Consider the following 13,991-nt stretch of genomic DNA (forward strand, 5'->3'; position numbering starts at 1 on the left):
GCACATTTCTAAATTTATTTCACATTATTGTGAGATAAATGGTTTGATTGAGCTGATTATTTCATCTTTTTCACAAAATCAAGATACGGATGGCAGGATTATTGAAACCCGCTACGAAACTAAATTGAAAAATGAAATATAAATTTACGCTTAGTCTGTTTATTATAGGCTTATTTCTGAATTCCTGTGGTGGCCAAGGTCCCGAAAAAACCAAAAAGGCCAAAGAATACATTTCATCCTTACAGGCTATGAAGTTGGATGATCTGAAGCGACAATTGAAGAAAGATACCACACTTCTAAATAAGTTGATAAAAACTGCCAGTTTTAGTATACAATTAACCTCACACTTTTCTTCGGGTGAAAAAAGTACCGCTCAAAAATCTGATGCAGAGTTTTCACTGAATGCCGATCCATCAAAAGTTGCCGAAATCTTCGATGCATATTGCAAGCAGTTGTATTTTAATCAAGATTTTAACGGAACTTATAAAGAAGATAAATTTAGTTTATATGCTCGAGGTAGATTTGAATTTGAAAGCAGATATAGTCTTACCGATAACAATCATATCATCAAAACAAGAGACAGCGTATTTAAACCTTTTGAACCAGCAGTAGAAACGATTGAAAAAAGCTATTTTTTTAAAGGCAAGAAACTGGCAAAAAATGAGATCGGCCTTAAGCGTATTGACAGTATAGAGACCGAAATTAAATTGAAATTTCCTGTTGATTTTGAGAAATTCACTATCGAAAAGTCAAAAAAAAACACATCATACAAAAATCAGAACGTTGAAATAGAAAACATTAAGGCTAACGTAGCCCAATTGAAAATACCTATTGCAGTCTATACAGACATCATTGGTTACCAAGCTTATAATAGCCAGAATGTCCGAATGAACAGCAGCGCCTTAAGTTCCACTCCAATGCTCGAGATCAGGAAAGATGTTCAGCGCAATTTAAAAGAATTATTGGGTATCTTTTCAGATGTACTGAAGGAGGATGATGTCAATGATGCCCGGCAATTGCTAAACAAAATTAACCAGGATCAATTAACGGCTAAAGATGATATGGTTGAATTTAACGGCTACATTTCCGGTTTAAGTAAGGAGCACATTAAAGAACTTGGCGATATCGCTTTTTACGAAGAGGTGGCGAATACCGGTAAAAAAGTAATTTCGGCTGAAAACCAGTTTGTTATTGTAGAGTTTCCGGACGATATTAAAACAATTGATGTTTTCGTAGCCACAAAGTTTAAATCACTTCAAAACACCCGCATCGTCAAGTTTATTAACCATTATTTAGATGTGAAATATTTTGACGTCAATCAACCCAACATCATTTACAACAATTACGAAAAGGACAAGGGTATAAGATATGGCATTTCCAATAAAGATGGGGATATCATCATAGCTGCACAATTTGAAAAAATAAAACAAGTTGGCAATGCGTATTTTCTTGTTGATGATAAACTACATTGGCTTGATGTAAGTGGTAAAAAAATGAAAGCACTGCCACAGTTTCAAAACTATGTGCAAACGATAAAGCCAGGTTATGATGTTTTTGAAAAAACTATTGGTGATGAATCTGCTGTTGGCGTAGTCCTCAATCGTGATAAAGTCGTTTTACCTTTTGCATACCATCGTTTTGATAAATACGGTAATTTTATCATCGGGCATAAAAATTCCGATGTGGATGAAATTTATGATCTTAACTTTAAGAGGATACCAGGTAACGAGATCAAAACAATACAGACCATTAATGAATTTATTGCCTCTGATGTTAAATATCCATTACTTTTTGTCGCAGAAAACGATCAGAAAAAGAAAGCCTTAACAGATAAAAATCTAAAAATTTTAACACCATTTAAATATGAATTTATAAGCCCATTTTTTGAGATAAAAGACTACTATATTGCTGGAATTCGCACACCTGACGGTAGTAATTACCTGTATGGACTCCTTTCTAAAAATGGTAAAGAAGTTGTTCCTTTTATATTTGAACATATTAATGAGGAATTGGATCCATCAGGGAAATTAAAATATCGCTTAAAAAATAAAGCTCAGGCCCTAAAAATTGAAACCTTTATTAAAACTTTTGGGAAATAGAAACGGGTTAAAATTTTATGCTTACCAACTAGTCCTGTGCACGCTTTCCATTGTATATATATGTGTATAACACATAAAAATATATATACCAATGAAAAGAATACTTGTAATATTGGCTTTTTTAGCCTTATGTAATGCTTCGGCTAATGCGCAAATTGATATCGGAACCAAGATTGGGGGCGTTACCACAGATGTAAGGAACAATGCTAATTTTTCAGATCAGAACCGGCTCAGTTATCAATTCGGTTTATATCTTAATTTTGACGCCTTGCCCTTGATTGGTTTACAAACCGAGGTTTTGTATAACCGGACACGTGTGAAAACCCTGGAAAGCATTGATGGTTTAAAGGATGGCATGAAAGGGATGGGATATTGGTCTTTACCATTACTTTTCCAGATCAAGCCATTACCCTTTCTGCGATTGGCTGCTGGTCCGCAGTGGAACTATCATACCAACAAATATAAATACAAGCTAGAGGATGGTGGGCAAGCATTTAATAATTTTATGTCAATGGCATTTGATGCGCAACTTAAAGTAGGTAGTTCTAACCGGTTGTATCTCCGGATGAACAGGGGACTACAGCGTTTCGAAAATCTTTCTGATGGAAATACAGGTAAAATCAATCGCTGGGAATTTGGTATTCAGCGATCTTTTATGAAGTAATGTTAGTAGGTAGCCTCTGCTGTTTTTATTGAATTAGGAGAGGCTACCTGAATAAGAAAGCTATACGATTAATGATACAGCTTCCTTAATTTGATTGTTAAGAATGTTGTCCTTCATGTATCCCTTCTGCAAATTCTTCAACGATTTTATCGTTGAAAGCAGGTAAGTCATCAGGACTTCTGCTGGTCACCATGCCCTGGTCAACAATAACTTCCTCATCATACCAGTCTGCACCTGCATTGATCAGATCGATTTTTATGGTTTTTGTGGAGGTAAGTTTTCTGCCCGATACAACTTCTGCTGTGATCAGCACTTGTGGACCATGACAAATCGCAGCTACAGGTTTTCCTGCCTCAAAAAAGCTTTTTACAAATGCGATAGCATCATCATTCTTCCTTAGGGCGTCGGGGTTCAATACACCACCTGGAATGAGTAGCCCGTTGTAATCATCCGGATTGGCCTCCGAAATCGTTTTGTCTACCGCAACTTCAATTGTCCACTGATGATCGCCTTTCATCGCTTGTATTTTTCCGGATTTAGAAGATATGATATGCACAGTCGCACCCTCTTCCTTTAATCTTTGAACCGGGCTCGTTAATTCTGTTTCTTCAAAGCCACTTTCTGATAAAACGGCAATAGTTCGATTGCTTAATTGTCCCATAATATTTTTTTAGTGTTTAACATTAGATGCTGTAGAATAAATACAATGGCCAATACATAATGTTTTACATTTTTCCACTTGACCAGGCAATTCACACCATCATTCAATTTTGGTAAGCAATGTTGTCTGCAAACTAAGTTTTTCCGTTGTGTAATAGTTAGTTATTAAAAAAAAATAATTTTATTTTGGATCTCTGCTTATTAATTATCACCTTAGCCCTTGAGAGCGTTAATTTAAAAGCCGGACTTGTCTTATGATGAGTCTGGCTTTTTCTTTTCTTTGGTATGCCTTCCTCCAGTCTTGCTGGTGTATTTAGCCCCATCAAGGCCCCAGCAACACCTGCTCAAGACCCCGGCAACGCCTGGCCAATTACGAGGATGATACGACTTTAATACCTGTTAAACTTCAATCTGTGTTTTAAAGGAGATTTCATCAATTCCTCTTCTTCCTGAAATTGATCTTTTATAAACTGCACTTCGAAGCCCTTCAGAGCGTCTATTGCCTCAATCTTCCGCCAGATTCTCCATAATAGGTTAAAACGGTATTGTTTATAGTCGCATTTCCTTTGATGCTTTCCCAGGAAACCATTTTGTAAGGACCCCTTTGTGGCTCTTCTCCTTTTCCCAATAGAATAATAGCGGCTGATTTCAGATACTCCTGATATTGGGCTTTAACTATGAAGATATGTATTCGTAATTTCTACTTCAAATCTTCTTCATCTACACGAACATGGTAGTCACCAGCAGAAATTTTATTTGCCACATTTGAAATGACTTCAATCTGTCGTTCGGTGGTCTTTTTCTTTTCAGAAAGTTGCTGCTCCAGCATGCTGGACGCTTCTGTGTTTTGCTGTATTCTCCTATAAAAAAACAGTGTAATCAGCATGCCAATTAATGACGCGAATCCTATAAAAATAGGGGTAAAGGCCGTAAATTTATTCAATTTTGCCTTCCTGGTAAGCATCAGATTAGCCTCACGGGTATTCATCACTTTAATTAAAACCCGGGTTGAATCCATAATGACCTTTCCGCGCACCAAGATATTGATTGTGGGTGGTAAGCCACGCTTCTTTTCCGAGATTGTCCTTTCGATGATGCTAAACTTTTCTTCTATTAATTTCTCCATGAGCGGTAGATCATGCTGCTGGCTTTGATTGTCTCGGGTCAATTGCTGCACCTCGGAATAAAATTCTAATACCTGTGCCTTTGCTCCATTGTAAGGCTCCAGAAAGGTATCATCACCGGTTAGCAAATATCCGCGCTGCCCTGTCTCGGCATCTTTCATCAATGAAATGAGGTTGTTTAGAGCGGATCTGACCTGTGTGGTATGTTCCACCCAGCGTTGGCTTTCCATAAGCTGACTGATGCTGAAATAAGAAATACCCGAACTCAATAATAACAAGAATAAACTAATACCAAAACCCAAAACAAGGTTGCGTTTAGAACTTCTGTGAATTTTCTGCATTTTAAATGTTGAAGAAACGTGAGTAATGTGTGAACAAAAAAGGTAAAAATAAGGGATTAATAAGAAAAAACAATGCTGATTTTAAAGATTTATTGATAACTGCCTGGGTAAATCAGATGAAAGTGCTAAAATAATAGAACATAAGCAGATGCACTGATGTTTTACTTAGGTCATCTACATTTTTTATCCTTTTATTTAATTTGATAACTTTAAACAGATATATATTAAATCTAAACAATCCCTATGAAAATCAAAGCATTCACTGTAATCATCATTTTTCAACTGGTCACCCTGGTTGCATCAGCGCAAAAAGATGCGGGTTTAAACATCTTGTTAAACAAAAATTCTGAATTTATTTTTCCGCAGACGCCTGATAAAATTTCGGCTATTTTAAATACTAAGACTGTATTTTATGAAGATGCTAATGAGGAACAATATGCCAAATGGCTTACGAAATCGGGTTTAGAGCTTTATTGCAGTCTCGGAAAAGATAAACGTATCAACGAGATGTTTTTTAACATTCCGGATGATAAATTCCTGGTGATCTCCGGTCTTCCTTTTAACCTGATCATGAACAAAACTACAGTTCAACAGGGTATAATTAAATTCAATAATTATAAGGTTAAAAAAGAAAAACTTGGCGAGGATAGCTTATTTTCTGGCGGTGCGAAACTTACTTTCAAAAAGGAAAAGCACTATGTTACCCTGCTATTTGATCAAAAGAATCTTTTAAAATCGTTGTCGATTACGACCGATCTTATTGATCCTGCGGCCAATTAGTTTTCAGGCAAACGATAAGGCTATAGTTTTGTATTGCTATTTTCAAATCGTAAGTTTATCTCTCGTTGCTGCTTTACAGTGTCGAGCGTAAACCAGAATTCAGATCCACTTCCAGTCTGACCGTTTACGCCTATTTGACCACCGTGCTTTTTTATGATTTCTTTGGAAATGTAAAGGCCGATACCAAGGCCATTGTGCGCTTCTTTTGGTAGGGTTGAAATGCGATAAAAACGTTCAAAAATTTTCTCCTGCTGATCTTTTGGTATGCCAAGCCCCTGATCTTTGATGGTTGCTTTTGTACGCCCGTTCTCTGTATGGACACAAATTTCCAGACTGGTTTTTCCAGGTGAGTATTTAATGGCGTTGTTCAGTAGATTTGATACCACCTGTGCAATGCGGTCCTTATCTCCGTAAACGTATGCAGGCCCTTGGGACGTAAACGTAAAAGTATAGTTAGGGTAGATCGTCTGATAAATAGCGATCGTTTCTGTAAAATATGCACTAAGGTCGAACAGGCTGAAATGATAGGGAAGTTCTCCGTTTTTAATTCTTGTCACATCAAGAAGGTCTTCAATTAGCTTCACAAGCTTCTCCGATTGGTTTTCAATGCGGCTAAGCATCATCATGTCCTGTTCACGCTGTTCTTTTTGATGTCTCTTTTTCAAAACCTGCACAAATCCCTTAATTGAAGTAACGGGCGTTTTAAGTTCGTGAGAGGTTATCTGGACAAAATCCTCCTTTTGCATTTCAAGCTCAATACGGCTTGTTACATCCCTGAACTGAAAAACAAAGGTTCTGATTGATTTTTCTGCTCTTAAATCCATTGCTAAACCTTCAATCCATATCCAGCGATCTCCTTTTGTTTTTACCTGTCTGAGGAACTCAAATTCCGAAACTTCTTTTCTGGAAAGCTTGTGAAGCTGATCTTCAAATTCAAGTACTTCATCGGGGTGAATCAGTTCTTGTATCCGTTTTCCAACGAGCTTTCCCGACTCCTGATTCAACAGTGTGATCACTGCTGGCGAGAGGTATTCGATTTTGCCGCTGTTGTCAGTCATGAGCATACCTTCTGCACTTTTCTCTATGATTCCGCGAAAACGTTGCTCGCTTTCGCTAAGCTTCTGCTGTATTTTCTCCACCCGCCTGAACAATCCTGAGAGCAAAAGTCCCTCCGCTAAAAAAATACAGGTACCAATGCCAAAAAACTCCGAATTGGGACTGTAGCCTGGTAATAAGAATATAAAAGATAAGATTACACAACTTAAGGTGGCCACAATTGAGGAGCGGCTCCCGCCAATGGCAGCGCTAATGAATATTACTCCAAAATATAGAAGAAAGGGTGTCCGGTAACTGACCTCAATGTAAGGATGTAAGGTTAGCCAGGTAACCGCGGCTGCAAGCAGAATAGGGATTGAAAATTGTACCCATATGTTATTTTGCAATTTTTCTATATACGCCACCTTGTATATTTTACCTTTTGAATGATTGATTAATGTATTTTGGTTTCAGATCATGCTATAAATAGCTGATCTAAAAATCATTCTGGCGTAAGTCGTAAAGATCTTTCGAATCTATATTTCCTGCCTGAAGAATCAGTGCAAGGTTAAGTATTTTAAGATTAAATTGATTAAAAATTGTAAACAAAATAATCGTTTCCCTGATTTTTTGTTTAGTTCCTGGGTGCAGCTCCGGTAATTCCAATAACAAAACAATTAAGACTATGCTTTAGCATTCCAGGCATTATTGTTTAGGCCGCGGGAAGATGGCAGCGAATTTTATTTAGCAGAAATTCAAGATCAAATGGTTTTGGAATAAATTCCTCTGCCGGGCAACTCAAATTATTGGCGATGCTGGCATGTGCAGACATCATAAGTACGGGAAGGTCAGCCGTTCTGGGATCGTGTTTGATTTGTTCGCAGAGCTTTAGGCCATTTCCGTCAGGCAACATCACGTCCAGTAAGATGATGTCTGGAGTTTCTATAGCAAAGGTATTGCTAAAGGCTGCAATGGTTGGGAAAAGATTAACCCTGAAACCTTCTTCACTAAGGTAATAATCCAGAATGAAACCAATATCAGGATTGTCTTCAACTACGAATATATGAGGTTTATGATTCGGGGCTTCAATGATGGGTTTCATTTTCATAGGATTAAAGGTGATGTGCTTATTTAACAACGGTTGGGTGGAATAGTTTCGATGGGATGTCTTTTGACCAATGGATACCCTCATAAGCATTGATTTGAGCCCCTTTATTTTTATAACCTTTAGCGAACTTGGTTTAAACCTTAAAACCAAAATGTATGAAGATTAATTTTAACAATTTGCTTTGGGCAATATGTTTTGCCTTACTTGTTTGTTCTGGCTGTAAAACAGATTCAATTGCAAAAGACCTTGAAAAATTAGAAGTGCAGGACGATAAGTCAACAGTCCTTAATGCGGTAGCAGATCATGTGATTGAAACGGGTATGAATCTGGCACAGATCAATGCCGTAATTGCCGGCGCAAGTTCGGGGCAGACAGTGTATGTCCAGCCAGGAACGTATGCCATTACAGGTAAAATTGTAATGAAGACAGGCGTTTCGCTGGTAAAGCAAACCACTACGAATCCCATTTTTGATGCCAGTGGATCAAGTGCATTGCTCGTGATGAACTATACGACAGACATGAGCAATTGTGTCATTTCGGGCATTACTTTCTGGAACGTCAGATTCTCCGTAGTCAGTTCGGCGAGTACGACATTTAAGTACTGTATCTTTGATTATGGCAAACGGGCAGTAAATACCAATAAAACCAACAACCTGAAAGATGCCTACCTGGAATTTAAGGATACCAACCTGAGCCAGGTAAGCAATTGCGTGTTTTCACATAGGGCTGCTGACGCTGGCAGGGGAGTATGGGTGAAAAATACCACCAATGCGAAAATTATCAATAATACCTTTGGTAATGGAGGAACTACCGGATATTTTGTTACGGCTATAAATGACAATAGCCAGAGTAATTCTTTAATTGATGGGAATGTGATGCAAAGAAATGTGGCACTCAATGCGATTGATAGTTTAACCGATCACGGTATTTACGCGCACAGTTTTAATGGACTTACCATATCCAACAATACGGTTTCGGGCTGGCCCGCTACTGCTTCTGGTGGAAGTATTAAAGCACGGAACGGGCAGAATCTAAACATTTCAAATAATACATTGAACGATTCGGGCATTTTACTTTATGAGTATATCAGCGGCACTGCTTTTCCTTATTTAAAAAATGTGATCGTTTCCAATAACACCATTAATATGGCTTCGGCGGCAAATGATATGTATCACGGTATTGGTTACTATCGCGACAATACCTCCCACTCAGAGTATTCCATTCGTATCGCTGATAATACGCTTCCTAATGGTGCAATTTATGTAATGTCAGCCAACATTAATGCAACAGATTTTAACGCTGCCGGCGGAGGTGTATACAATAATGACATTGCGACAGGCTACTTGCTGTTGAAAACTGGTATCAGCAATTCTGGGAATTATTGATTGATATCAGGTAATGTGGCTTTTTGAATCGTGCTGTTAACAGCTTAATGCTCAGTTTAATTAAATGTAAAAAAAGCACGGAATTATGTAAATTTAGTTTTACATCTATAAAGTAGATTTGCATAGTCATGAAAAGTAAAGCGATTTTTCTGTTATCGATATTTTTGTTCAATACCCTTGTGGGTTTTGGCTGTGCTTTAGGAATGGAGGGCAATCATCATGATGAAAACCATATATATTTAAAATCTACCTACCATAGGCATCAGAATCATGAACATACTCATTTAGGTGAGTATGTTCATAAAACTATACCTGCATTGGGACTGAATTTTTCGAAAGAAGACATTTGCTGTAAAACCTTAGTGAATGATTTGGTGACGCAAAGCAAATTGGTTCCGCAAAATGGTAAAATACAAATTATTTTACCTGTCATGTGGCTTCCTAAGTATGTATATAATTTATCCATTCCAGTAACAAGCGTTGAACTTGATCAAAGCTTCTGTGTAGATCACAGATACATGCCGCCTGACAAGGACATCCGCATAGTCATCCAGAGTTTTCAGATATAAGATTTAATGTGAGTTGAGGCTGTGTCATTCATACGGTTATCACCTTGAATTAATGATACCGCTTCAATAAATGCATTCGCGTCATAGCTATTGCTACGACCAGGATTAAGTGTAAACATTAAATTATTAAATCATGAAAAAAATATTTTTATTGGTTGCTTTAATTGCAACCATATGGATCAGACCTGGTTTTGCACAAAGCAGCCAGACAAAAGCATTATTAACTTCTTATTACGACATCAAAAATGCATTAGTAGACGCTGATGCAGCCACCGCTGCGTCTAAAGCCACCGAATTTCTGAAGATCTTGAATAGCATAGATGTGAAATCAATGTCAGAAGTGGAGATGAAAGCTTTTACTGGCCTTAAAGATAAACTTGCTTTTGATGCGGAGCATATCTCAGAAACCAAAGATATTTCTCATCAAAGGGACCATTTCGCTGATTTTTCAACCAACCTGTTTAAGCTGGCGAAGGTTGTCAAGCTGACCAAAGACCCAGTCTACTATGACTATTGTCCGATGAAAAAAAGCTACTGGCTTTCTGATCATGCAGCAATTAGTAACCCGTACTTCGGTAAAGAAATGTTAAACTGCGGTGCAGTAAAGGAAACTTTAAAGTAATTCTAATTTGTAATCCAATTGATATAACCTTCCTGCAATAAAGTGGGTAGGTTATATCAAATATTCCTGATCACTTATTATTAAAGAAATGTCTAAACAGATGAAAATTATATTAACGGCCTTTTTGTTGATTCTTTCGGCTGCAGCTTCTGCTCAGGATGGGAAAGGAAAGGCGATGCCAAGAATTTCAAGTAGCGTGCCGCCCCGCACTGTTCGCTATGACCTTTACGTCGCTGATACGACAGTAACCTATGGTAAGAAAATAAAAAGGGCAATTGCTGTAAACGGACAGATCCCAATGCCAACCTTAACATTTACAGAAGGGGATACGGCATTGATATATGTGCATAATAAACTGAACGAAGAGACGTCCATGCACTGGCATGGTCTGTTTTTACCAAACCAAATGGATGGTGTCCCTTTCCTTACGCAAATGCCCATTCAGCCGCATTCAACATATATCTATAAATTCCCCATCATTCAGCATGGTACACATTGGTACCATAGTCATAGTGAACTGCAGGAGCAGATTGGCATGTATGGTGCTTTTATCATAAACAAAAGGACAGAATGGGATATTCCAACCATTCCCGTTGTGATCAGCGAGTGGACGGATATGAAACCTGAAGAGGTACACCGGAGCTTGAAGAATGCAAATGATTGGTTTGCCATTAAGAAAGGCACAACACAAAGTTATGTAGAAGCAATCAAGACCGGACATTTCAAAACCAAAGTGAATAATGAGTGGAAGCGCATGAATGCAATGGATGTAAGTGATGTGTATTATGACACATTTCTAATCAATGGTAAGAACCAAAATGTTCAGCCCCAGTTTAAGGCAGGCGATAAAGTCAGGTTACGGATCGCGAATGGCGGGGCTTCTGATTATTTCTGGTTGACTTATTCTGGCGGAAAAATAACCGTAGTGGCAACTGATGGAAATGATGTCGAACCAGTAGAAGTAGACAGGTTGATGATAGCGGTGTCCGAAACCTATGATGTAGTGCTTACAATTCCGAAAAATAAGCGTTATGAATTTTTGGTGACACCTGAAGACCGTACCAAATCAGCCTCTTTATGGCTGGGCAGTGGAGAAAAAGTTTTTGCTCAGAAATTGCCCAAACTGAAATATTTTGCCGGGATGAAAATGATGAATGACATGATGGATATGAGTGGCAACATGATGGAAATGGAAGGTATGAAAATGCAAAACCAGACCATGGATATGAATGCAGTGATGTATCCTGAATCGCTAGACCTTGTCACTTTAAATTACGGGATGCTCCGTAGTTCCAATAAAACGACTTTGCCCGATGCACCCTGGAAGGAACTGAAGTTCGATCTGACAGGGAACATGAACCGATATGTATGGACTCTGGATAACAAGACGGTTTCTGAAAGTGATAGAATTTTGATCAAAAAAGGTGAAAATATTCGGGTCATCTTATTTAACAACAGTATGATGCGCCATCCCATGCATTTGCATGGCCATGATTTTAGAGTTTTAAACGGACAGGGTGAATATGCACCCATGAAAAATGTCATTGATATTATGCCGATGGAAAGGGATACTATCGAATTTGCGGCTACAGAACCGGGAGGCGATTGGTTTTTCCATTGCCATATACTTTACCACATGATGAGTGGAATGGGCAGGGTATTCAGTTATGAAAATTCTACACCTAACCCCGAAATCCCTGATCCTGAATTAGCGCAACGCAAGTTATTTAATGATGACCGTGAATTTCATCCGATGGCGAGAATCGGAATTGAAACCAATGGCAGCGATGGTGAGCTGATGTTCGCAAACACACGCTACCGCTTTTCAACTGAATGGAGAATCGGTTTTGATAAAACGATGGGGTATGAAATTGAAAGTCATTTTGGAAGATTTATTGGTCGAAATCAGTGGCTATTCCCCTATGTGGGTTGGGACTTTCGTAAAAGAACAATCGACCCATTGGACAAAAATATTTTTGGACAATCCTTAGCGCCTGGAAATAATGTTTTTGGACAGAAAAATTCTAAAAATTTCAGGCAGGTGTTTCATTTGGGTTTTCAATATACCTTACCCATGCTCGTTTTTGCGGATGCTTCTGTTGATCATAAAGGAAATGTCAGGTTTCAGTTGATGAGAGAAGATATTCCGATTTCTAAAAGGCTACGCTTTCAATTCATGCTCAATACAGACAAAGAGTACATGGCGGGATTTAGATATATAGCCACTAAATATCTTGGTCTGTCCACCCATTATGATAGTGATATGGGGTACGGCGCAGGATTAACATTCAGTTATTAACAAGGGATTTCATAACATGAAAAAATTTTATTTACTGTTAACTTACCAGTAATGTAGATCCCGATTGCGTTATGACCTATTGATATAATCCATTTAGTTTGGCTTGAAGTTCCTCCCGCTTTAAGTTTTTTGCAATTACAGTGCCATCTGGTGCAATAAGGATATTTGCAGGAATAGTAGTAATCCCATAAATATTTTTAGATATGTTTTCGTTTCCCTGATGATCTGATAATTGGGGCCACACCAGACCATCTTCTTCAATCGCAGTCAGCCATTTATCCCTGTCTTTATGATCGTCGATGCTTATACCAAGTACCATGAAGCCTTTATCTTTGAATTTATTGTAGGCAGCTAACACATTTGGATTTTCCAAGCGGCAAGGCCCACACCAGGATGCCCAGAAATCTATAAGCACATAGTGGCCTCTATAATTAGAGAGTCTGATCGGAACTCCATTTATATCTGGAAGCTCAAAATCCTTGATCTTCATTCCGATGGTTATTTGTTTGTCCAGTAGGATTCTTGCTTTAACTGATTTCCCTAAATCAGATCCTTTTAATTCATTTGAAAGTAGGTTGAAGTATGGGACAGCATCATGTAGCCATTTGCTGTCTCTAATCAGTTCACTTAAAGTTTGCAGACTGACAAATGATCTGGGATGTTCTTTTATAAATTTAAATTTCAATGAGACGACAGTTTTATTGATTTGATCTTGGTGCGCTAAATCCACAGGAAGTTTCGTCAAAATAAGTTGATCAAGACAGGGCTTTATCGATTTTAAGAGCAACGCATAGTCGTTATTTAAGGGCTGTCCGGAATTTATGGAGTTGTAAAGTGTGTCTGCAGAATTTAACCAGATTTTACCAGTTTCAAGATATACTGTGGCCGCATCGTAAATGATATCGGCGTACTTTGGATTTTGATTGCGGTATAAATTGGCTTTAACCGGAGCATGAATTTTGCCCTTGAACTGAAAGCTGCCTTTTCTTACCAAGGTAGAATCTTCAATGAAACCACTTTTCCCCCGATAGGAGAGGAAGATTTGATCACCTGTCCGCAAGCCCTTACCATAACCTTTGATGACGAAAGAATTTTGCGCGGAATTTGCAAATGGCAGAATTATAAAAATTAACATCATAAATGGTTTCATATTTAAAACTATTAAATCTTTAGAATAAAAATGCCATTGACTTGATAGGCAAGGGGGATGTGCCTGTGATTCCCCCAAATAAAACTGCTGAACAGCTATATAAACTTGTGAACGGAAATGTTTGGTAAACTGTTTTTGATGTTCTTTGTATTGCT

The 13,991-nt window shown here is 38.1% G+C and carries 12 protein-coding genes; 7 read left to right on the top strand and 5 right to left on the bottom strand.

The genetic code is table 11. From position 1 onward, the window contains the following. Window positions 1-131 precede the first annotated feature (131 nt). Window positions 132-2,099, top strand: coding sequence for a WG repeat-containing protein (locus IM797_RS18060; RefSeq protein WP_194128577.1), 1,968 nt, complete (start codon window positions 132-134; stop codon window positions 2,097-2,099). 91 nt (window positions 2,100-2,190) lie between these two features. Next, window positions 2,191-2,763 (top strand): hypothetical protein, encoded by a 573-nt coding sequence (locus IM797_RS18065; RefSeq protein WP_194128578.1) that lies wholly within the window; start codon window positions 2,191-2,193, stop codon window positions 2,761-2,763. 97 nt (window positions 2,764-2,860) lie between these two features. Here the strand turns inward: IM797_RS18065 and IM797_RS18070 are convergent, their stop codons facing one another. Together IM797_RS18070 and IM797_RS18075 are read right to left on the bottom strand one after the other, a co-directional pair. Then, a complete protein-coding gene (locus IM797_RS18070; RefSeq protein ID WP_194128579.1) occupies window positions 2,861-3,424 on the bottom strand; it encodes a type 1 glutamine amidotransferase domain-containing protein in 564 nt (187 codons plus the stop codon). 699 nt (window positions 3,425-4,123) lie between these two features. After that, on the bottom strand, window positions 4,124-4,888 hold the full coding sequence (locus IM797_RS18075; protein ID WP_194128580.1) for a CHASE3 domain-containing protein: 765 nt from the start codon (window positions 4,886-4,888) through the stop codon (window positions 4,124-4,126). Window positions 4,889-5,131: 243 nt separating this feature from the next. Between IM797_RS18075 and IM797_RS18080 the strand changes: the two genes are divergently transcribed. Next, window positions 5,132-5,668 carry a hypothetical protein gene (locus IM797_RS18080; protein WP_194128581.1) on the top strand — a complete coding sequence of 179 codons (537 nt, stop codon included), beginning with the start codon at window positions 5,132-5,134 and terminating at the stop codon, window positions 5,666-5,668. Window positions 5,669-5,688: 20 nt separating this feature from the next. Here IM797_RS18080 and IM797_RS18085 read toward each other — a convergent pair whose 3' ends face one another. Next, window positions 5,689-7,128, bottom strand: a complete 1,440-nt coding sequence (locus tag IM797_RS18085; RefSeq protein ID WP_194128582.1) for an ATP-binding protein — start codon at window positions 7,126-7,128, stop codon at window positions 5,689-5,691. Between the two features lie 287 nt (window positions 7,129-7,415). Further along, the gene (locus IM797_RS18090; RefSeq protein ID WP_194128583.1) at window positions 7,416-7,805 is read right to left on the bottom strand and encodes a response regulator transcription factor; all 390 of its coding nucleotides are present in this window, start codon (window positions 7,803-7,805) and stop codon (window positions 7,416-7,418) included. A gap of 161 nt (window positions 7,806-7,966) precedes the next feature. Between IM797_RS18090 and IM797_RS18095 the strand changes: the two genes are divergently transcribed. From IM797_RS18095 to IM797_RS18110, 4 genes are all read left to right on the top strand, one after another. Then, entirely contained in the window at window positions 7,967-9,196 is a 1,230-nt protein-coding gene (locus IM797_RS18095; RefSeq protein WP_194128584.1) for a glycosyl hydrolase family 28-related protein, read from the top strand. Between the two features lie 128 nt (window positions 9,197-9,324). Beyond that, window positions 9,325-9,765 (top strand): hypothetical protein, encoded by a 441-nt coding sequence (locus IM797_RS18100; RefSeq protein WP_194128585.1) that lies wholly within the window; start codon window positions 9,325-9,327, stop codon window positions 9,763-9,765. Window positions 9,766-9,898: 133 nt separating this feature from the next. Then, window positions 9,899-10,387 (top strand): DUF3347 domain-containing protein, encoded by a 489-nt coding sequence (locus tag IM797_RS18105; protein ID WP_228098941.1) that lies wholly within the window; start codon window positions 9,899-9,901, stop codon window positions 10,385-10,387. A gap of 100 nt (window positions 10,388-10,487) precedes the next feature. Further along, window positions 10,488-12,686, top strand: a complete 2,199-nt coding sequence (locus IM797_RS18110; RefSeq protein ID WP_194128586.1) for a multicopper oxidase family protein — start codon at window positions 10,488-10,490, stop codon at window positions 12,684-12,686. A 76-nt stretch (window positions 12,687-12,762) separates the two neighbouring features. Here the strand turns inward: IM797_RS18110 and IM797_RS18115 are convergent, their stop codons facing one another. Next, a complete protein-coding gene (locus IM797_RS18115; protein ID WP_194128587.1) occupies window positions 12,763-13,836 on the bottom strand; it encodes a TlpA disulfide reductase family protein in 1,074 nt (357 codons plus the stop codon). Window positions 13,837-13,991 lie beyond the last annotated feature (155 nt).

The organism is Pedobacter sp. MC2016-24 (assembly GCF_015223055.1).
Lineage (GTDB): Bacteria > Bacteroidota > Bacteroidia > Sphingobacteriales > Sphingobacteriaceae > Pedobacter.